This is a genomic window from Candidatus Pelagisphaera phototrophica, from assembly GCF_014529625.1.
Lineage (GTDB): Bacteria > Verrucomicrobiota > Verrucomicrobiia > Opitutales > Opitutaceae > Pelagisphaera > Pelagisphaera phototrophica.
This window is the reverse complement of record NZ_CP076039.1, coordinates 3,139,119-3,160,419: the sequence shown is the minus strand read 5'-3', so window position 1 is coordinate 3,160,419 and position 21,301 is coordinate 3,139,119. Positions and strand designations below refer to the sequence as shown.

Here is a 21,301-nt window from a genome sequence, read left to right as displayed (position 1 = left end):
CGTTACGGTTCGAAAACCTGATCTCCAGGCGTCCAAGGCGGAGAGCAGGTCACGATCATGATGAGATCCTGGTCGCTCCGGTTTTCGATGGAATGCCAAGATCCCGGGGCGATGGGAACGACTTCGCCCGCTAGGACCTTGCGCGTCGCTTCGTCGAGGAGCATTAGCCCTTCGCCGTCGATTATCTGATATACTTCCTCGCTCTTCAGGTGATAGTGCTTCTCTACGCAAGTATGCGGGGGGATGGTTATCCTAGCGATACTCAGATGTTGAAGGGAACTGTTCCGTGGAGAAAGAAACTCTTTGGCGATGGCGTTGTCCGGGGCAAGATAGTCCAGGCATTCGTCGATTTTGATGACGTTCATCTTTTGAAAGCCGAGTTTCGGACGCGTTCGGCCCGTTCTTTATGCTCGTTCATGAGCTCCGCTAGATCAATGTCGGTAAAAGACCCATCCTGGATGCGTACCGAGCCACCAACTACGAGGTCGGAAACTTGGCGCGGGTGGCAGATTAGAAGAGCGTCTACTGGATTCTCTGCGGCATTGGCGTAGAGATCCTCGACAGGGAAAAGGGCGAGATCGCCGCATTTACCGACGGAAAGCTCTCCAATATCATCGCGTCCCATCATTTGGCCGGCTCTCCAGGAACCGAGTTCGATGGCATCCAAGGCGCTCATCGCTTGGGCGCCGTATTTTACTCGCGCGAGGTACATGGCTTGGCGGAGTTCGCCGAGAATGTGGCCGGAGTCATTGGAGGCGCTGCCGTCGACTCCGATACCGACTTTAACGCCGTCCTCGATTAATTCGGGTACCCGGCAAATACCAGAGCCAAGTCGCATGTTGGCATTGGGACAGTGGGCTACCCCGATACCGTAATGAGAAAGCAGCGACAGCTCTTCGTCGGAGAAGTGGATGCCGTGGGCGAGCCAGGCTTTGTCGTAATCCCAACCGCAGTCGAGCAGGTATGCTAGAGGACGAGCGCCGAATTGTTCGATCGAGAATTCGTTCTCGGCGACGGTCTCGCCGCAATGCGTATGCAGCCCGACCCCGAATTTCTTGGCTAGTCTGGCGCTGGCTTCGAGAAGGGACTTCGTACAGGAAGTGGCGGCGCAGGGAGCCACGATAATTTGCCGATAGCTGCCGGGGGAGGCATCGTGCTGCGATTGGATAAGCGATTCCGTATCGGCCAGGATAGTGTCCTCGTCCTGCAAGGCCCAGTCGGAAATGAGGTCGGATTTCCGGTTCATGGAGCCGCGACTGGCATGGAAGCGGACCCCCATGTCGGAAGCGGCTTTGAATTGGTGGAGGGTCATGTCCTGGGAACCCTCGGTGAATACATAATGGTGATCGGCGATGGTGGTGGCCCCGCTCAACATGAGTTCCGCGATTCCGAGTTGGGTACAGACTTGAAGATCGTCCTCCCGAAAATGCTTCCAAAGCTTGTTCATCCCTTCCAGCCAGGGAAGTAAAGGTAGGTTGTTTCCGGGCGTGTAGGCCCGGGCCATATTTTGATAGAAATGATGGTGCGTGTTGACCAGTCCGGGGGTAGCGATTTTATGGCGGCCTGAAAGTCTGGGGGCCGCGGAAGCGCCTTCGGGAATTTCTCTGGTCCCCAGTCCTTTAATGAAGCCGTCTTCTATCCAGATCCAGGCGTTTTCCAAAACGGTTTGATCCGAAATGGCGGGAACAAGAAAGCTGATCTCTTCAATGAGGAGGGAATCGTCCATGGCTTAGTGGCTATTGCTTGGAGGGGAGATCTCGATTTCGGGGAGATCTTCTTGGCATTCTTCGAATACTTCGAGGGCGGCCAGGGCCGGGTCGTCCCCTCGGGAGGGACGTCCATGGAGGCGGAGGCAGGATTCGAGAGCGTTGAGGACGCGTAGAACCGCGTCCTTTCGAGCGTTGTAGCCCATGGCACCGACACGCCAGATTTTGCCATGCAGTGGGCCAAACGAAGTGCCGATTTCGACTCCGAAATGCAGCAGCATATCGCGGCGGACCGCTTCGCCATCGACTTCCTTTGGTATGTAAACTCCGGTTACATTCGTCATCTTATTGGATTGGTCCCCGAAGAGCTTCAACCCGAGGGCATCTAGGCCGGCAACCACCGCCCGGCTTCCGAGCTCATGCCGGGATATCGCATTCTCGAGTCCTTCTTCCAAAACACATCGAGCACATTCGCGGGCGCAGTAGAGCATGCTGGTCGCTTCGGTATGGTGGTTTAGCCGTTCTGGAGACCAGTAGGCCATGATCATGGCCAGGTCCAAGTAATTCGACTGGATCCGGCTGCCTTCTCCGGGAACGAAGCCCGCGGGCTCGATGCCCTTTTCGACGTGCCAACGGCGTTTTATCAGTTCGGCCGCTCGATCCGAGATCGTGATGGGCCCAGATCCGGAAGGCCCGCCGAGGCATTTTTGCAGTCCAGCGGTGCAAATGTCTATCTCCCAGTCCTCGATATCGAGTGGATTCCCAGCGATTGATGCCGTTGCGTCGACGTAGCTGAGAACGCCGCGTTCTGTGCAAAGCTTCCCGATCTCTTCAAGCGGCTGGAGCATGGTGGTGGAGGTATCGCCTTGGCAAATGGCGAGAACCTTTGGCTTGTGCTCATCGAGAGCGATTCCGATTTCCTCCGGATTGAAGACCTGCCCCCATTCCTTATACAGGGGGATTACCTCCGCTCCGCAGCGGGATACGATTTCCGTGAGGAGGTGTCCGAATCGGCCAAATACGGGCACGAGCGTTTTGTCTCCAGGTTCTAAAATGGAAACGAGGGCGCTTTCGATCGCGGCTCGGCTCGTGCCGTCAATGAGGAAAGTCCAGTGGTAGTTGGCTTGGAAAATCTCGCGATATAGGGCCATCACCTCATTCATGTATTCCGTCATCGCCGGATCGTATTGGCCAAGCAGATCTGCAGCCATGGCTCTTTGGACGCGGGGATCTGCATTTACTGGACCAGGCCCCATCATAAGGCGTGGGGGAGGATTGACTTGCTTGAGTAAGTGATCGATATGCATAGCGAAAATTCAGTGCTCTTTGATGTAGGCGATAAGCTGATTGACTTGTTCCTCATTCACGATGGCTCCGTAGATGGGCATAGCGGAAGTATAACCCTTAGCGATCTTGGCATTGGGTGCGAGGATTGACTCGCGCAGGTAAGCCTCGTCTACCAAAACCTCAGTTTCGTCGGCTAGCTCTCTCGTCTTCCCGAAGATGCCAGAAAGATTGGGAGCTATCGAAATATTCGCCCCTTGGTGGCAGGCTACGCAGCCAAGCTGGCTGAAGACCGCTTTGCCCCCTTCTGCTGCTGGACTTAATCGAGAGGCTGAGGGTTGAGGTATCGATAGGATGGCTGCTATCGATGCGGTGGTAGCCACGAAGGTTCCAATAAGGACGGCGAGCCAGGGCTTAAAGCTATTGCGCCGGTTCATCATCAGTTTGACGATGATGAGAGCGGCGATGATGAGAGCGAGTATGAGAACATTTTGCTCAGAGCCATAAAGAATGGGGAAGTGAGCACTAAGCATCATGAAGATCACAGGGTATGTTATGTAGTGATTCGTCAACGACCTGAACTTCGCTGCTTTGCCAACATTGAGGCTGTGCTCTTCACCCTCTTGAAGAGCCTTCATTATTTTCTTTTGATTCGGTATGATGTGGAAAAATACGTTGGCCGTCATAAATGAACCCAAGGTCATTCCAACTTGGAGATAAACTGCTCTAGCGTTGAAAACAGTATCCAAAGCCGTGGTATAGGCGACGACCATAAAAAACCAAAAGATACCGCCGGCGGTCAGGTAGTTCTTTAGGGGGCTACGCCAATAGAGGTCGAATAGAAACCACCCCCCGAATATTCCGCCCAAGCTAATGAGAATTCCCGCGTATCCCGGCAGATCGGTTTTTGCTGGATCAAGAATGAGCGTATCCGCCCGAGTGAAAAAGTAGGTCACCAGTAAAGCGAAACCGGAAAGCCAGGTTGTGTAGCTTTGCCAATAGAACCAGTGAAGTGGCTTTGGTATGGCATTTGGACGCAACTGTCGTTTTTGAAGATGGAAGACGCCACCTCCGTGCAGCATATCGAGGTAGCCTATTAGACCGTCTTCGCCGTCTCGTTTGAGAAGATTGATCTCCATCCATGTAAAAAGGAGCGAGTTACCGATCCACATTATTGCTGCGACTACGTGGGTGTAGCGAAAAACAATATTGAAAAAATCTATCAATTCAGGACTCATGCGATTTCTTCGCTGTAAGCAAAGTTAGGGTACAAGAGTTTTAGAGTTTGCTCTGGAGTCAATGGGCATTTGATTTCCTTTTTTTCGATAGGCGAAAAGGAATGAATGGCATTTTTAACGGCAAAAAAGGCCGCTATTCCATACATAAACGGAGGCTCACCCACCGCTTTGCTCCCAAGCGGTCCGCCAGGATTGTCGGTATTTTCGAGAAAGCGAACGTCGATATCGTCGGGTAGAAAGTCGCCGTCAGGGCATTTGTAGGTTGATACAGTATTAGAAAGGAGGCGACCTTTGTCAGAAAATTTTAGCTCCTCTATAGTAACCCAACCGACTCCCTGAGCGAGCCCACCCTCTACCTGCCCGAGGTCTACACTCGGAATGATACCTCTGCCAAGGTCATGGGTTAGGCGAGCGGAATCGATTGTGTACACGCCCCGAAGACAGTCTACGGTAGCCTCAATAATACAAGTTCCGTAGGTGTAGTAGTGAAATGGGCGGCCTTGGCCCTTCACTCCATCGAAGTGTATATTTGGAGGCGTGTAAAAACCATGAGCCATCAATGGAACTCGAGATAGGTAAGTCTTGGATACGAGTTCTCTCCAACTTAGACCTGTAATAAGACCGTCCTTGAGAACCTCGGCGTTTTCGATAGAAATCGCGGATGGATCGCAACCAAAACTTTCAGCTGCTACCTTTCTCATCCCATCGATTATTTTGTTACAAGCGATTAAGGTAGCGTTGCCGTTTAGATCGGTCGTAGCGCTGGCGGCACTCGGAGAGATATTCGCGATACGTGAAGTGTTAGTGCTATTGGATTTGATAAGTGAGGCTGGGATCCCAAAACTCCGAGAGCATATTTCGATCATGTTTGAACTAACTCCTTGACCCATTTCGATACCGCCGGTGGTTACGGAGACACTCCCGTCTGTATAGACGTGAACAAGACTACTGCCTTGGTTGAGAAAGGTTTTGGTAAAGCTAATGCCGAAGCAAACAGGCATAACTGCAAAACCTTTCTTTTTGAACCGATTTTCCGAGTTGAAGTGTTCGACGCGACTTTGTGTTTCCTTAAAATTGAATGCCATGGCTGCTTCATCCCAGCATCGCTTGAGTCTATTATCTTCCAACTCCTGCCCGTAGTGGAATACGTAGTTCTTCCCCGCAAGGTTGATTTCCTGGAGTCTCCAGGTAGGTATCCCCATTTTTTTAGCGGCTTCATCAATCGCTACTTCGATTGGAAACATTCCCTGCGGCCCACCGAATCCTCGAAAAGCGGTATTTGATGGCAAATGCGTTCGGCACGGCACTGCCGAAATTCTAACATTTGGAATAGCGTAGGCATTCGTTGAGTGAAGACAGGTCCGCTCCAGAATAGCATTGGAGAGGTCCATGAAAGCTCCAGAGTTTTGGTAGTGAAAAACATCATACGAAAGTATTTTACCTTCTGCATCCAAACCAATCCTGTAGTCTTGCTTGTAAGGGTGGCGTTTGCCAGTCATCCGCATATCGTCTGCTCTATTGAGAACTACTTGGACAGGTCGCTTGAGTAGGTGACAAGCGAGAGCAGCGTGACAGGCCCAATGGGTAGCCTGATCTTCTTTACCGCCGAATCCACCTCCCAAGCGCTTTACATCGACCTCCACCTTGTGCATGGGTAAGTCCAAAACAGAGGCGACTTCTTTTTGAACCGCGGACGGACTTTGAGTAGAACAATAGACGAGAATTTGATTGTCTTCCCTGGGAATTGCCCGGGATCGGTTAGTTTCCAAGTACATGTGTTCTTGGCCTCCTAAGTCGATGCTACCTGATATGATGTGTTCGCAATTCTTCCAAGCATCGTCCACTCGTCCTTTTTCGAAAACCCTTAACTCTTGAAGAATGTCACCTTTTTTAAAGGCCTCGCGAGGGCAAAGGATAGGATGAAGCTCTTCGATTTCTAGTTTGCAGGCTTTCACTCCCTCCCTAGCAGCTTCTACTGATTCCGCGACAATGAAAACGATAGGTTGGCCATGGAAAGTCGTCTCTTCGATCGCCAAAAGCGGCTCGTCAGAGATTATTGGCCCTAACATACCGTCTCCAGGAATGTCATCATAAGTAAAAACTGAGACGACACCTGGAGTTTTCGTCGCTGCAGACGTATCCAGCTTTTTGATAAAACCATGCGCGACCGGAGATCCGAGGAACGCACCGTGGAGCATTCCCTCTGGGGCTGGGATATCATCAACGTAGTTTGACTGGCCTTTGACGTGAAGGGTACTATCGCAATGCTTCATTGAAGGCCCCCGTGTTACGGCCGGGCTCTTCATGTTATCTGAAGCTCCACCCGCACTATCGCAATGCTTCATCGAAGGCCCCCTGGTCGATTTGTTCGTCCATCATCATTTGGAAGTGTACCCAGAGAAGTTGCCGAGCTAACAGTCGTTTGTAAGTTTCGTCTCCTCTAACGTCACTTATTGGATCAAATTCACTTTGTGCAGATTCTATTACCGGCTTGATGGCTTCGACCGTAAGCGGAAGTCCGACTAGCTTTTTAGATGCATCCGAAAGCACTAGCGGAGTTGCTGCTACGCCCCCTAGCGTAAGCGTGGCAGAGGCGATTAGACCATTTTCTACTCGCAACCTAGCTGCGGAGTTGACGGTGGCTATGTCCAGCACTCGTCTTTTGGATACTTTCTCCCAGTTTATGAACGTGCCTTTTTCTGGCTCAGGAAAACGGATTGATAACACGCGCTCCTCCGGCGTTTTCGCTAACATCTTATATCCAAGATAGAATTTCGACAAAGGTAGCCAGTACTCGGAGTCTGGGCCGCTTATCAGGATTTCTGAGTTCATCGCCAAGAGCAGCGTAGTCATATCGGCGATTGGTGACGCATTGCAAATATTGCCTCCCAATGTGGCTCGTTCTCTGATTGGCCAACTGGCGATAGCGTCGTTGTAATCGGTGATTGATGGTATGTATTTCTTTATGATTGGATTCCGACCGAATGATTCGAATGATTCTTTCGCATCGATGAAAATGTATGAATTTTCATTACGGATGGGATTTACCGGTGTCATGTTGAGCAGCGATGCTCGCTGCTTTGGCAACTCTTCGCCTCTCTGCACGAACAGATCCGTACCTCCTGCAACGAAGGGAGCCTTGAAGGTAGAATCGATTTGCACAGGCGGAATGGCACCGAGGCGCGATGGAATCCCTCGAAAATAAATTGGCAAAACTCCGGACTCGCACAACGCATCGATTCTTGGACGATCTACTATTAAGGACTTGAGTTCTTTGATGGCAGTACGACCGGCCGTTTTAATAGAGCGGTAACCTGTACATCGGCAAAGATTGCCTGAAATAGCATAGTCGGCCCCAGAATCGTCGAGTGGAATTGATTCGTCCATTAGACCGGCGGTCATGGCCACGATAAAACCTGGCGTACAATATCCGCACTGAGTTCCTCCGCAATCAACCATTGCACTCTGAATTGGAGAGAGATCATCAAGATTAATACCTTCTATGCTAACCAAGTGCTTTCCGTGAAGCTCTCCCATGGGCAGGAGACAGGACGTAACGGCTTTATAGCGAAGACCGTCTCCAACATGTTCTCCGAGAATTACAGAACAAGCTCCGCAATCTCCCTCTTTGCAACCCTCTTTAGAGCCTGTTAAAGAACGATTCTGACGAAGGTAGTCCAGGGCGACAAGATTTGGGACCACTTCAGCTGATATTGTTTCGTTGTTGAGGATGAATGTAATTCGTTTATCTAGATTCATTACCGGTTTTTTGCGTTTGCAAAATTTGTGCAGCGACGCTGACTGCTATCTCTTCGGGTGTATCACTGCCGATAGCTATTCCCACGGGGCAGGTGATGTTAGTTAGTTGGGCTCGATTAAAACCCCTACCTGTAAGGGTCTTGTAAATACGATTTAGTTTTGGAGGAGTACCCATGAGGCCAATGAAACGAAAGTCCATCTTTAAAGCAAACTCGAGAGCATCGACATCGGTTTGGTAAGTATGAGTCATTACGATTGCCGAGGTATGACGAGGAAATTGGACTATGGTCGGGGTCTCGTTCGGGTGACCTATATTTGATGAATCTATTCCCGAAGCAGAAAGCTCTAATCTCTTTTCAAGACGGGCGTCAAAAATCTTTACACTGTAACCTAACCAATTTAATTGTCTGGAAAGAGCTTGGCCACAGTGACCAGCCCCGTAGATTGCACAACGCTTGAGGTTCACTGAGCCTAATTCGAATTTCCAGCAATCTCCTTTTTGAATCAGTCTTTGATGAAAAAAAGAAGAGCTAACGTGATCAGTTAGTTTGATGCCTTGAGGGCTGATCTCTATAACTGAAGGCATGTCTGAAATTAAATTTAAAACAAATTTTCTTATTGTATCCAGATCTTGGCTAGGGGAGAGCCGTACAATTATGTTTGTTTGCCCTCCACCACAAACCAAGCCGGACGATTGCTCTGAACCTAGAAAATGATCCACCTCGACAAGCTTCGGTTCGTAACTGCTGGAAAAAAATGCAGTCCTTGCTCGTTCTTGAGCCCGAGCCTCCATGATCCCACCTCCTATGGTGCCAACAGTTCTCCCTCCTTCTAGGATTAGCATCTTTGCACCAGGAGTTCCAGGCGAGCCTTTTCGGCAGCGGGCGACAATTATCATTAGGACCATTCTTCCTTGGACTAGTTCACTACAAGCTGTTCCCCAGAAACCGTTGTATTGATCCCTACCAGACGACTGGGTAATTAGCGATCCGCTGTCTAGATTACCTTGAGGCTTCATAGATAATTGCCCCATTGACAACAGTCGACAAAACCAGTTCCTCAAATCGTCCTCGTTCAGAAGCTTGTCCTATAACCGCTTTTAGCACACTCGCAGAGGTTGCATCCGGCTCAATTCCCCGCTTTGCCGTGCATTGGATACAATCTAGTCGTTTGCCCACAGATAAATTACCTCGATGGTCACCGAAGCCGAGGATTCCTGCACTGGCCAGGGTGGATCTGTAAAGTGCTCTGATGTGGTGATTGCCGTTTTTTCCGGCAGCACGATTCTGCCGTTCAAAAGAGTCAATGACATCGAACATACATAAATAGGGACCGCCTCCAATATCAGAGCCAAGTGCCCAGCGAATTCCCTCGGCTTCGGCTTTTTCAAAGTCAAATAAGCCTGATCCAAGGCCCAAGTCTTCTATGGGCGCGTTAGAGGTTGGACAGCTTGCAATCGCGGTGTCAGATCTAGCAAGCATATACCATTCACCCTGTTCAAAGTGTATAGAGTGGCCCATTATGGTTTTCGGTCCAAGCAAATCACAGCGAGCGTAGATTTCAGTGTAGGTGTGAATGTCTTCAAAACCCGGAATATTTTTGTAAAGATTGAGTGTGTGTTTTATTTCGTCATTTGTCTCGCACAGATGGGTCTGCATGAACAACCCGTTTTCCTTTGCCAGTCGGGCACCCGCGGACATGAGATCGGGACTGGTAGTGGGAGCGAAGCGAGGGGTGACGCAGTAGCGATTTTCGTAGGCGTTGGCTCCGTCATGAATGGATTGAATCGCGTCTTCCGTCGATTGCTTCAGGTATTCGGGGCAGCTCATGTTCATGAGAACATTTCCGATGCGAAAGCCGTCAGGGGCGTGGCGCATCGCGGCTTCCAAAGCGGTGGAATGAATGGAACTGTAGCACAGTCCGCCAATCGTACCAGTAGCGATGATGCGCGACCAAAAGTAGGCGGCCTTTGTTTCGCAGTAGGCGGATTCGGAAAAGCGTGCTTCTTCGGGAAACGTGTGCGTTTCGAGCCATTCCAGTAGCGACGTCTTCGGCTTGTGGCGAACATCGTCTTGGACCCAATGAAAATGGATGTCGTAGAACGCGGGAAGAATAACGCCTTCCGATTGCGGAAACTCCTCTAGGTGCCAGCCGTGCTGTTGAGCGATGTCGCTGGCCTCTCCGACCTCTTCTATGGTCGTAACTCCATGCACTGAACGGGCGACGATCAGCGCGTCGAAATAGTATTCGCACTCGGTGTCGCTTAGGGGATTTAGCAAGGCACCGCGCAGCATTATGAGTCCATCTTTTTCCCGCAAAGGTAGCATCTCCTCTCGCATTAGCTATAACGGCGCCAAGTTCGATACGCCGGCCGTCAGCGGAGGTTGATCGAAATTGAGCGCCCTTTTTTGCTTTGCCCCGCCCCTTGGGGTGGATTTTTGAGCAGAGTGGCGAACCGAAGAAGAAAAGTCGCGGCAGGCGCAAACGGCTTTACGTTTTCTTTTCCCCGATCAAGTCCCACAAGTTTCCATACAGATCTTCGAACACGACGACCTGTCCGAAGGCTTCATCGCGAGGTTCTTCCACGAAGCGTACGTTCTTTTTCCTGTAGCTCCGATAGACGTTCTGAAAATCGTCGGTACGCATAAACAGGAAAACCCGTCCGCCAGTCTGATTTCCGATGTATCGGGCCTGATTCTCGTTTTTAGCTTTTGCCAATAGCAAAGAGCAACTGGATCCTGCGGGGGCGACGCGCACCCATCGTTTGCCACTGCCCAGATCGGTATCCTCAATAAGGTCGAATCCGAGAACTTCGGTGTAGTAGTGGATAGCTTCGTCATAATCAGAGACTAGCAAGGCGAATTGGAATATGTCCAGTTGAGCATTGTCGGGCATAGGTCAAGTGAGACCGATCTTGGTTGGGTCTGCAATCGAATCCCTTTTGCCAAGATCTAGCCACATTGGCAGGGCTAATGCTGTAGGGCGGTCATGATTCGCGCCTCGCTAATCGCATCCTTTTTTTTCGGTTTCATGACGACGCTAGCAGCTGACGATCGAGAGCCTCTTTATTTGGTTCTTGGGGCGGTGCCTCAGGAGACCAAATCTATCATCGCGGCCTTGGCTGATCGCGAAAGAGGGGAGCTGGCTGGATTGGAATATTTTGAAGGGAGACTGGGAGAAAATCTGGTTGTCGTGTCATTGACCGGCGTTGGAAAATCCTACACGGGAATGGTAACAGCTTTGTTCCTGCAAGAGTTCAAGCCGGATGCAGCCTTTATGACAGGGACCGGCGCTCGCATAAATCCCCAACTCAGAACGGGAGACGTTATTCTGCCAACGAGCGTTTTTCTCCACGACTACGGAAGCTTGGGCGAGGCCGGTATTACTATGGCAGGCCTGCAGCCACCTTCCGTTCCCAATGAGGCTCCGCTCTTGGATAACGATTTCGGGATACCCTCTGAAATGCATGCTAAAGCCCTGAAACTGATAGAGACTTATGAGAAGCACTCGGTAGAAGTAGATGGAGAAAGCTATAGCGTGAAAATCGGTCCTGGTCGGGTTACTTCAGGGGACTTTTTTGGAGTGCCACAAAGTCGTATCGACGTGTTGCGATCGATGAATGTGGACATCATGGAAATGGAATCCGCAACCTTCGCATTGGTGTGCGGACACTTTGGGACGCCGTTTCTAGTAGTGCGATCGGGAAGCAACTTAGCCCAGGCGACGCCAAGCGACGACTATCTGACCTACGGTCCGATCGCCGCTTACTCATCCGCCAAGACAACGACCTATTTGGTTTCTAACTGGTAGGCTGTCTTTGGGGAGGCAACTGATAGGAGGCGTTCTATCAGCCGGGATTGGAGGCTACGTGGCTGCGTTCGCCAGCGAGCAATCTGAAAGCACCGGCGAGTCTACTTGGACCTCCGGCTGAAGGGATTGAGACGCCTTTTGCCAGCCGGGGCGCGATTTAGTGGGAGCGCTCGAGATGGGTTTGCAGCCGGGTATCGATTTCCGCTATCGCCTCTTTCTTTGCGTGATCCGGAAGGTCAGCGGTTGTAAAGCTATTCCTGGCAAACTGAGCGAGTTGTTCAGGCGTGGCATTCAAACCCTGGGCGACGGCCAGGTAGTCATCAGTCAACGTGTTGCCGAAAATGAACGGATCATCTGTATTTAGGGTGCAGGGAATACCAGCGGCTTCGATTTCGAAAAGGGGATGGGCCGACATCTGGGATACGTTTTGGAGTTTTACGTTGCTGATTGGACAGATGTCGAAACTAGCTCCGGATTGAACGGCGAGATCGAGAACGCCTGGGTCTTTGACCGCGTTGATTCCATGTTGAATTTTGGTGACCCCAAGGTCCTCGATCGCTTCTCTGACGGAGCTCGGTCCCGAGAGTTCTCCAGCGTGAGCTTTGAGTGCTTTTCCGGCGGATTTGGCTGCTTTCCAAAACTCCTTCGACCAATCCTGCAGGGGGAATTCCTCTGGGCCGTGCAAATCGATTCCGTCGATTTCCGGCGTATCCAATATCTCGCTCAAATAGCGATCTTGATTTTTGGAGAATCCCCCATGATGTAGACCGATATAAAGCCGTGCTTCTATATCTTCAGGCACGACTGCCTTGATGGATTTCGCGATTTCGCGAGCGGAGAGACCGGTGAATTCCAGAGCGATCCCGGCGAAGCTGAATTCCATGTAACGAGTGTTCTCGGCACGGCGAACCTTGAAGAGTTCCTCGACTGTCTGGGCATAGCGTTCGGGGTTCGTCATCCACGGAACGACGTACTTGAAAATCAACTGCTCGAAGTCGTCGAAGGTCTTAAAACGGTAGTCTTCGGACCAGGATGGAGGAGGGGTATCGAACTGCTGAGGGTCGGATTGCGTCATGATTTCCCAAGGACAAGCTCCCTCGATGTGAAGGTGGTGCTCTGCTTTCGGGAGCGATTGGAGGAATGCGTTCAGTTGGGATTGGCGTTTCATAAAAGGTGTTCGGGCTGTTTTTCGGTAGTGATCAAAGGAGTGGCCCAGAGGAGGGCGGATATCGTTAAGTAGGACCAAAACCATTGGTTTAGATCGATATCCAGCTTGGAAACGGAGTCGGCGAACGCGAGCTCGTACTGGTGCATGAGCCCGGTGGCGGATCCGATTGCGGCGGCTAAAAACCAAAGCGCAGCATAATGGAATTTCTTTTCGATAACAAAGACTGTGGCAGCGGACAGGATGAGGGAAGTGTATACATAGCCCTGCTCGATGGCGAAGGCTCCGGTCCCGAAAAACGTTCGACTTTTCTCCATAACGCGCAAGACGGTTTCGTTGAAAAAGCTGGTCTGCGCCACAGTCCCTGCGGTGGCGAGGCCGTGTTTTAGAATGAGTGCCCCGTAGGCACCGACAACCGGTATTATCCCAAACACTACAGCCGGTACATGCTTTTTTTGGGTAACTTCAAAGGCCTGAGACATCATTGAAACGCCAATCCAAATGAGAATCGCCATGCCTGCTTCAATTGGAATGAAGTAAAAGAGTATGCTCGCGGTACCGGACAAGCATACTGCACCGATGAATAGGGCATTCAAAACTGAATAGCCGGCTCGCGCCCCGAGCGCTTTCCACCCTGGGTGGCCAATGTAGAGGGATGTTGGGAACGGCGAGCCGAAAAGGGCCGCTCCGACGGTCCCTAAGCCATTCATAGCCAACGAAGACCTGGCAGGGTAGCGATCGCCTGCGGCATCGGCCGATTCGATTATCTGCAAGGAAAGAACGAGGTGTATGATGCCGAGCGGGGCGAGGACGGGGAGGAGGCGCGGCGCCATTTCGAAAGCTGCCCAGAGATCGCCGACGATCGGTAGGGGGATGTATAGTCCCAAGGCGCTTGTTTGAAAAGGCGTCTTGGCAACGACGCTTGGCTCTCCCGCATAGAAAAGGCCCCAGGCGATCGCCGTCCCGAGAAATAGAGTGACCAATCCTGCTGGCAGACCGAATTTCAAGCGGACGCCGCCATAATACACGATAATAGTTAGCCCGAGCGTGGTAAGTCCGATCAGTGGAAAGGCGTAGCTGCGAAATACGAAGTCGAGCGCGATAAAAGCGAAGCCGATACCCGCTAGGGTCGAAAGCAACGCGGCCCGCGGAGTAAAGTCTCTGAGCTTGTACACGATGAACGATCCGAAGAATTCGATCAGACCCGAACCGAAGCAGGCCAGCAGTCCCGCTCGCCAGGCGACGAGGTCGGCCTCCTCCTTGCTCAATCCTTCCGCGAGGGCCATTTGCTGGGCCGGGAACATAGCCAGGAAAACGAATGCAATAATGGTGAGAATGCTTGTTCCGTAAGGAAGGGCGCAGACATCGTGACGGTTTTCGCGCTCCGCCAGTCGGAGGGCTTGGCGCCAATAGTAGACGTTGCCGATCGCAAGTCCTACGGCGGATGCGGGGAGGATCGTTCCGAAGAACAATTCTGGCGAGAACCCTAGGAATCCTTGGCATAGGTTGCTCATGAGGATGAGCATCACCAAGTTATCCAGGCCCAGGGCAAAGAAACCATCGATGTCTCCTCTTACGAAACGTTTCACTTCGCACATTAAAGCAAGTTCCGCGCTCAGTGTCCTTAGGATGCGAATAATGAGCGTTCGCACTGAGACCTCGGTGCTAATGGAGCGCCGGTGGAACCTCTCGTTGCGAAATCGAGCGATTGGGAGATTTGGCCCGAACTTTGCTGGTGAAAAGAACCGATGAAATGGATAGAGAAAGGAGATTGGGACGGCTTTTTCGGACTAGGTCTGAACAACCTGATCAATTTCCTTCTTATCATTAGCCTTTCCCAGTCCGTACTGGGATTTTCAACCGAGTTGATCGCAACTCGAGTTTTGCCAGGGATGGCCATGGGGCTTCTGTTCGGCAACCTATTCTACGCTTGGCAAGCTCGCTCGCTCGCAAAACGTCTTGGACGCGACGATATTTGCGCTTTGCCATATGGAATAAATCTGCTACCGATCTTCTTCTATACTTTTTATGTAATGCTGCCGGCCAAGCAGATTGCGTTAACCAATGGGGCGAGTGCTGAAGAGGCGAATCATCTAGCTTGGATAGCGGGAATCCTCGCTTGCGTGGGGTCTGGCATAATCGAGCTGATCGGTTCGTATTTCGTCCCTCTCATTCGCCGAGTGGCCCCGCGAGCGGCTTTGCTCAGCGCTTTGGGTGTTGTTGGAATTTTCTTTATCGCGGCGGACTATGCGTTTCGAGCGTACGAGTTTCCTTTGATTGGTTTGCCGACCTTGTTTCTCACTTTGTATTTCTATTATGGAAGCGATCGGGTGCGTTTTGGGATTCCAGGCGGTTTAATCGTTTTGTCTGTGGGCATACTGATCGCTTGGCTCAGTCACTGGCTGGGCTTCAAAAGCCCAATTGGCGGGATTTCAGAGTCCAGTTTGGACTTCGGGCTTCATTTGCCGTGGTTCTTCGGCTTCGAGGCCTTTCTATCGATCGGACAGATGGCGTCCTTCGCCGCGGTCATTATACCGATGGGATTGATCAATGTAGTTGGGTCGATGCAGGCATTGGAGTCGGCGGCCGCATCCGGAGACGACTTTCCGCCGAAGTCGTCGCTGGCCGTTAATGGGCTGGGGACAATCATTGCAGGAACGCTGGGGTCTCCGTATCCGACAACTTTGTACATTGGGCATCCGGGTTGGAAAGCGATTGGTGCTCGGGCGGGCTACTCCCTGATCAATGGGGTTCTCATGGCTGCGCTTTGCCTTACGGGATCGCTGGGTTTTCTCTCGGAATACGTACCCATCGAGGCGGGGATGGCGATTCTCATTTGGATCGGGATTACGATTGGATCGCAGGCCTTTCAAGCAGTCCCTCGCGCTCACGCCCCAGCGGTGATAGTTGGAATGATTCCGGGCATTGGGGCATTTTGCGCATTGATCGTAAAACGCGTATTGGGAACAGTGGGATTCGGCCAAGAGGGCCAACCATACAGCTCCGAGCTATTGGCGAATCTGACGGACAGAGGGAATCTGTTTGCGGAGGGCGTCTTTGCCTTGGAGCAAGGTTGGCTCTATGCGTCCATTCTGCTTTGCGGGTTCATGGTTGCCTTGATAGAAAGGCATTTTTCGAATGCGATTCGATGGATCGTCGCTTCGGCTGGACTATCGGCCCTAGGTATCATTCATTCCTTTAAAATAACGGATGGGGACATCACCACATCCATTGCTCCGGCATGGGAGTGGACGTTCGGGTATTTAGCGGCGGCCGGCATACTGGTCGCAGTCAAATTCGCAATGACTTGCAATTTAGAGGGGGAGAATAGCTGAGGAACATATGCCAATTGTAAGATTATCAGGAACGGTCGAAGGCGAGTGCGACGCCAATCGCGAATCTAGAGCGCGGATGTTGTACACCCTTTTCGCCAACGGGTGGGATATTTATAATTCCAATGGAGATCAGAGGATAACGCTTTCGAACATCGAGCGTAAGATACAGGAGTCCGATGCGTTTGTGTTTATGCCAGGAGCATCTCTAGAAGACTTGTTTAAGGCCGTATCCATATTCGTAGGCTACCAGACCTTGGATCCGCATCTGTTTGGCAAAGCGACCTCGATTTTAAATACGGACGATTCCTGGGATCCGCTACTCGAGCTTTTAGACAACCTGCAAGAAATCGGCGCCATTAGGCAAGATTATCGCCAATTTCTGTTGATCGCCCAGTCTCCCAGCGAAGTGCTGAAGTGCGTAGATCGGGTCCGGGTGGAAGGGCTGCCCGATGTCGGAAGGGAAAAGGTGACGACCAATCACAGCGATTCGTTCAGCAATCCGAGACCGGAAGATTATCGAGCGAACGTATGCATTTTCTGTTCCGCTTCGATGGAGAATCCATCGTATCTGAGCGAAGGCTACGAATTGGGCAGGCTTCTCGCCGAAAACAAGCTGGGATGCGTTTCAGGAGCCGGTACAACCGGTGTCATGGGAGAAGTCGTCAAGGGCGCTGCCGAAGCTGGGGGATGGGTCGCGGGGTCCAATGTGCCGCATATTATAGAGCTGGAAGGGCTGCCGGAAGGGCTTTCCGCGTTCTGGCTGACTCCCGATATCTACACTAGGATGGAGGCCATGATCGAGAACTCCGATAAGTTCGTCATTTTCCCTGGCGGGGCTGGAACGGTGCAAGAAATGTTCGCCTTGCTTATACTAAAAGCTGCGGAAAACCCTATGATGAAAGGTAAGAGCATAATCATCTACAATCGACCGGTGGCGGGATCGACTGACGGGTATTGGGACCGTCTTCTCGTTTTGCTCGAGCCCTGGAAAGATGCGAACCTCTTTGCCGTAGAAACGGAATTGGACGGGCTGATTGATAACTTAGGGAACTTAAATGGAAAGGCGTAGGGGTTATATGTTAAGGCAAATAGGATCTAGATTGTCTTTAAGTATAGAAGAAAATTCCACTTTTATGGCTCGAAGGGCAAACGTAGTTTCTATTGACCCAATCAGATCAGCGAGGCTCAGTTGTCCTAAATTCCAAAGTCCAGGACGTTCAATCGCCTAAGTTGGTTTCTGCGATTCGAGTTTTCCACCTGCCAATGCGTCATTCTCTGACTCTTTTGAGAAATCCCAAGCGACTTATCGGCTTTGCAGTTTCGGTCGGGCTCGCCTGTATTGTATTTTATCTGCTGCCTCAGAGATCATTTGAGGGCCAGGACCTTAACGGCCAATGGTTTAGCGTCCTTCCGCCCATTGTAGCTATCGCCGCTGCTCTGTTTTTCCGCAACTTGGTGGTGGCCCTCACTGCCGCTTTTTTGACCGGAGCCTTTCTGACTTACGGATGGAACCCGTTTGTTGTCCTGCCCAACGCGATAAACGCGTTCGTCATTAAGAACCTCGTTGATAGTTTTAATATTTCCATCTTCGTCTTCCTCTTCGCTCTGGTGGGGATGATACATGTGATTTATCGAAGTGGCGGTATTCACGGAATGGCGGAAAAGCTGGTCGTCGTCGCCCGGGGTCGCCGTAGTGCCAAGTTGGCAACGATACTCTCAGGTATCATCATATTTTTCGATGACTACTCGAACACGATTGTGGTTGGCTCCACGATGAGGAAACTGACCGATCGCTGGAAGATTTCCCGAGAGAAACTAGCTTATCTAGTGGATTCAACCACCGCCCCTATTGCCGGATTGGCAATACTTTCCACCTGGATCGCCTTCGAGGTTTTCCTATTTTCCCAAATGTCGCGGGAGCTAGGCTTAGAGGAGGGCGGGTACGAGATATTTATCAAGAGTGTTCCCTTTCGCTTTTATTGTTGGGGGACATTGATATTCTTGGTCATATCATCGATCAGCGACCGGGACTTTGGGCCCATGTACAAGGCGGAAAAACGCGCTTACGAGACGGGCGAAGTACTTAGGGGGGGTGCCCAACTGATAGTCAGAGAGAACAACAAAATCCTCGAACCGGAGATCGGCCAGCGTTACTTGGCTCGCAATGCGGTTTTTCCGATTCTATGGGTAATCTTATCCATTTTTTTCGGTATACTAATGCTTGGCCGGTATCGAATGCTTGGCGACGGTGTAGAATTCTCTTTTGGTGATATGTCAGATTGGCGCGAGGCGTTTGGATATGCCACAAATCCCTCCTATGGAGACGCAGGATCAATGCTGATTCTAGCACTGGCTGCCATAACCGGTGGACTACTGGCGATATTGATGGCCGCGTTCAGCAGGGTGCTGGCTCCGAAAAAGGCATTAAAAGCTTATGGGCAAGCGATTCCCACGTTGTGGATGGCGGCCTTTATTTTAATCATGGCTTGGAGCATGAAGGAGATCTGCACAACTGGACTGAATACAGACGAGTATTTGATTTCCCTTCTAGGCGATCGACTTCCGGTTTGGACCCTGCCATTGTTGACGTTTTTTATCGCCTCAGGCATGGCTTTTGCGACGGGCACTAGTTTTGGCACTATGGGAATACTAATTCCAGTGGTTTTACCCCTCGCGTACAGCCTGGGAGCATACGATAGCGATTCGCATCTATTATTTTGGCTCACGTCTGCTGCCATACTGGATGGAGCGATATTCGGAGATCACTGTAGTCCAGTCAGCGATACAACTGTATTGTCTTCCATTGCTTCAGGTTGTGACCATATAGATCATGTAAGTACCCAAGTTGTCTATTCTCTCACGGTGATGACACTATCCGCTTTTCTAGGCTATCTATCAATTGGCTTTGGATTGCCGCTCTGGTTGTTCTTCGTCCTCTTTCCGCTAATGACCCTAGGGATATTGTTTGTATTTGGAAAAAAGATTGCGAGTTGATGGTGGCTACCTAGTTTTTCGCGGTAGATCGGTTAAACTTTTGGTTCCGGTCTAGATAGCTTTGACCAGCTCTTTGACTAGGTACTGCATGCGGTCCTTTACGCTATTGGCCACATCCTTTACATCATCATGGGTAAGAACTTCCTTGGACTTTCCAGCCGCAAGGTTTGTGATGCAGGAAAGCCCCAGAACTCTGGCCCCAGCGTGTCGTGCGGCTATCACTTCCGGAACGGTTGACATCCCCACAGCGTCTGCCCCGATCCGGCCCAGCATCTCAACTTCCGCTGGTGTCTCGTAGGAAGGTCCTAGCATACTAGCGTATACCCCTTCCTTCAGATCCAAACCGCCCGTTAAACCGATCCTCCTAGCTTTGCCTCGGAGTTCAGGATCATAGGCTAAGCTCATATCTGGAAAACGCGGACCCAATGAATCCACATTCTCACCGACTAAGGGATTTTGCCCCGTCATATTAAGGTGATCCGAAATTAGCATTAAGTCGCCTTCTACCAGACTTGCGGAGATCCCGCCAGCCGCGTTGGTAATCACGACTGAATCGATGCCCCAATGGATCAGAGCCCGCAGCGGAAAGACCACTGCAGCAGCAGAATGCCCTTCGTAGAGATGGTTTCGGCCTGCCATTGCGACGACAGGAACTCCTCCGAGCTTTCCCGCAACGAGTGCGCCCTTGTGGCCCTCTACGGTTGAAGGTATAAACCCGGGAAGCTCGCTGTACGAAGCTTCTCTAGGGTTCTCGAAAAAGTCGACCAAATTGCTAAGCCCAGAACCCAACACCAAACCTATTTTTGGGGCCTCTCCAAAATGGGATTCAAGGGTTTCTCGAGCCAATGCCAGATCCGTCTCGATACCGGATACTTCCGACATATTCATGTGCGACTGTCCAGTTTCTGTTGTCTCGCCAAGCCAGCTGGCGGTTGAAGATCGGGTCCGCAACCTCGGTTTATGTTGGCCCTCCGGTTTATTCTTCGTGCTTCGCTAGGCAGCTTAGTCATTTTCGGTTTCACCGTTTGGGTCGAGGTAGTTTCCCTCGAAAGCGTCGCCAGTACTACTAGGCTCCGGTCCCATTGCCTCCGCCGGGATCCGCGCTATGGTTTCGAGCACAACTGGAATCGCGAACGCGGCTATGGTTTGGACGCTTGTTTGCATTTGAGCGAAAGTGAAAGGGCGAACTCCGACGGCTGGGTTCGATATCGAACAAATCGATCCGTAGCGGATCCCGAATTGACGGGCGTATACGATGCAAGTCGCTTGGTTCATGCTAGTTAGTTCGCCGCCCATTTTTCGCATCGCTCTAATTTCGGCGGGACTTTCAAAGCGTCCGGGCGCGAACTGCACAAAGGTACCGGTTTCGTAGATGTTTCCCTGGTACTCTGTGTTTGATTTGCGCTTCCTCGACTCGTCGATGAGGAGCGCTCGAATTGAAGGGCTGAGCGGAATTTCGAAATTGGGGAAGATTCCAGGGCGGCTGTGTCCTGAAGCAGCTAATACATCATTGGGCCGCTCAGCTCGCCATTCGATAAAATCGTCGATAACGACGATGTCGTCGAAATCCATGTCAGGGTTGATGCCGCCAGAGGTGGCACCGCTAATTGCATGGGTAACGCCCAATTCATAAAGAGCGGTCCACGTCCGTACGTGATATATGCCATCGGGCTCGCTCGCCGGCTTGTCCATTAATCCGTAGATTGGTATGTAGTAGAAGGGAACTCCTTTGTAACGCTTGCGATAGACTACTGGACTCGGCCCTGCTCTGGTATGAAAGGAGAATGAGCTTTCGTCATCGGCTAGCCCCTTGGCAAACTCAATTGGCGTTCCGAAGGTCGTTCCTCCCACTACCGCGATAAAGACTTTTTCCCCATTTGGAGGCTCTGGTGCTTGAGCGCTTAAAATAGACGCACTTGCGACAGACAGAACAAGGAATAGGGCTTGTTTGAGCATAGTGCGAAGGTAGCATAGACCGTGCCATAGATAGTCCGGCCATCTCCGAACGCG

At 51.2% G+C, this 21,301-nt stretch carries 17 protein-coding genes; 4 read left to right on the top strand and 13 right to left on the bottom strand.

The features are described 5' to 3' along the window. Positions 1-2: 2 nt before the first annotated feature. From GA004_RS13590 to GA004_RS13550, 9 genes are all read right to left on the bottom strand, one after another. A complete protein-coding gene (locus tag GA004_RS13590) occupies positions 3-365 on the bottom strand; it encodes a cupin domain-containing protein (RefSeq protein WP_283394417.1) in 363 nt (120 codons plus the stop codon). Then, a complete protein-coding gene (locus GA004_RS13585) occupies positions 362-1,726 on the bottom strand; it encodes an amidohydrolase family protein (RefSeq protein ID WP_283394416.1) in 1,365 nt (454 codons plus the stop codon). Before GA004_RS13585 ends, GA004_RS13590 begins: the two co-directional genes overlap by 4 nt. A gap of 3 nt (positions 1,727-1,729) precedes the next feature. Next, positions 1,730-2,965: a pyridoxal-phosphate-dependent aminotransferase family protein gene (locus tag GA004_RS13580; protein WP_283394415.1), complete on the bottom strand. Its 1,236-nt coding sequence runs from the start codon at positions 2,963-2,965 to the stop codon at positions 1,730-1,732. A gap of 57 nt (positions 2,966-3,022) precedes the next feature. Then, on the bottom strand, positions 3,023-4,228 hold the full coding sequence (locus GA004_RS13575) for a urate hydroxylase PuuD (protein WP_283394414.1): 1,206 nt from the start codon (positions 4,226-4,228) through the stop codon (positions 3,023-3,025). Beyond that, entirely contained in the window at positions 4,225-6,534 is a 2,310-nt protein-coding gene (locus tag GA004_RS13570; RefSeq protein ID WP_283394413.1) for a xanthine dehydrogenase molybdopterin binding subunit, read from the bottom strand. Before GA004_RS13570 ends, GA004_RS13575 begins: the two co-directional genes overlap by 4 nt. 22 nt (positions 6,535-6,556) lie before the next feature. Then, positions 6,557-7,987, bottom strand: coding sequence for an FAD binding domain-containing protein (locus tag GA004_RS13565; RefSeq protein ID WP_283394412.1), 1,431 nt, complete (start codon positions 7,985-7,987; stop codon positions 6,557-6,559). Further along, a complete protein-coding gene (locus GA004_RS13560; RefSeq protein WP_283396981.1) occupies positions 7,974-8,894 on the bottom strand; it encodes an XdhC family protein in 921 nt (306 codons plus the stop codon). Before GA004_RS13560 ends, GA004_RS13565 begins: the two co-directional genes overlap by 14 nt. A 94-nt stretch (positions 8,895-8,988) precedes the next feature. After that, positions 8,989-10,314, bottom strand: a complete 1,326-nt coding sequence (locus GA004_RS13555) for an amidohydrolase family protein (RefSeq protein ID WP_283394411.1) — start codon at positions 10,312-10,314, stop codon at positions 8,989-8,991. 163 nt (positions 10,315-10,477) lie between these two features. Further along, the gene (locus GA004_RS13550) at positions 10,478-10,882 is read right to left on the bottom strand and encodes a VOC family protein (protein WP_283394410.1); all 405 of its coding nucleotides are present in this window, start codon (positions 10,880-10,882) and stop codon (positions 10,478-10,480) included. Positions 10,883-11,017: 135 nt separating this feature from the next. Between GA004_RS13550 and GA004_RS13545 the strand changes: the two genes are divergently transcribed. Next, positions 11,018-11,797, top strand: a complete 780-nt coding sequence (locus GA004_RS13545; RefSeq protein ID WP_283394409.1) for a 5'-methylthioadenosine/S-adenosylhomocysteine nucleosidase family protein — start codon at positions 11,018-11,020, stop codon at positions 11,795-11,797. Positions 11,798-11,954: 157 nt separating this feature from the next. On the opposite strand, the gene GA004_RS13540 is transcribed toward GA004_RS13545, so the two are convergent. Together GA004_RS13540 and GA004_RS13535 are read right to left on the bottom strand one after the other, a co-directional pair. Continuing rightward, positions 11,955-12,965, bottom strand: a complete 1,011-nt coding sequence (locus GA004_RS13540; protein WP_283394408.1) for an adenosine deaminase family protein — start codon at positions 12,963-12,965, stop codon at positions 11,955-11,957. Then, positions 12,962-14,551, bottom strand: a complete 1,590-nt coding sequence (locus GA004_RS13535; RefSeq protein WP_283394407.1) for a hypothetical protein — start codon at positions 14,549-14,551, stop codon at positions 12,962-12,964. Before GA004_RS13535 ends, GA004_RS13540 begins: the two co-directional genes overlap by 4 nt. A 159-nt stretch (positions 14,552-14,710) precedes the next feature. On the opposite strand from GA004_RS13535, the gene GA004_RS13530 reads away from it, so the two are divergent. From GA004_RS13530 to GA004_RS13520, 3 genes are all read left to right on the top strand, one after another. Next, a complete protein-coding gene (locus tag GA004_RS13530) occupies positions 14,711-16,297 on the top strand; it encodes a hypothetical protein (protein WP_283394406.1) in 1,587 nt (528 codons plus the stop codon). A gap of 7 nt (positions 16,298-16,304) precedes the next feature. After that, positions 16,305-17,366: an LOG family protein gene (locus GA004_RS13525; RefSeq protein ID WP_283394405.1), complete on the top strand. Its 1,062-nt coding sequence runs from the start codon at positions 16,305-16,307 to the stop codon at positions 17,364-17,366. Positions 17,367-17,560: 194 nt separating this feature from the next. After that, on the top strand, positions 17,561-19,291 hold the full coding sequence (locus GA004_RS13520; RefSeq protein ID WP_283394404.1) for a Na+/H+ antiporter NhaC family protein: 1,731 nt from the start codon (positions 17,561-17,563) through the stop codon (positions 19,289-19,291). Between the two features lie 51 nt (positions 19,292-19,342). Here the strand turns inward: GA004_RS13520 and GA004_RS13515 are convergent, their stop codons facing one another. Further along, positions 19,343-20,173, bottom strand: coding sequence for a purine-nucleoside phosphorylase (locus GA004_RS13515; RefSeq protein ID WP_283394403.1), 831 nt, complete (start codon positions 20,171-20,173; stop codon positions 19,343-19,345). A 120-nt stretch (positions 20,174-20,293) separates the two neighbouring features. Continuing rightward, positions 20,294-21,247, bottom strand: coding sequence for a phosphorylase family protein (locus GA004_RS13510; RefSeq protein WP_283394402.1), 954 nt, complete (start codon positions 21,245-21,247; stop codon positions 20,294-20,296). Positions 21,248-21,301 lie beyond the last annotated feature (54 nt).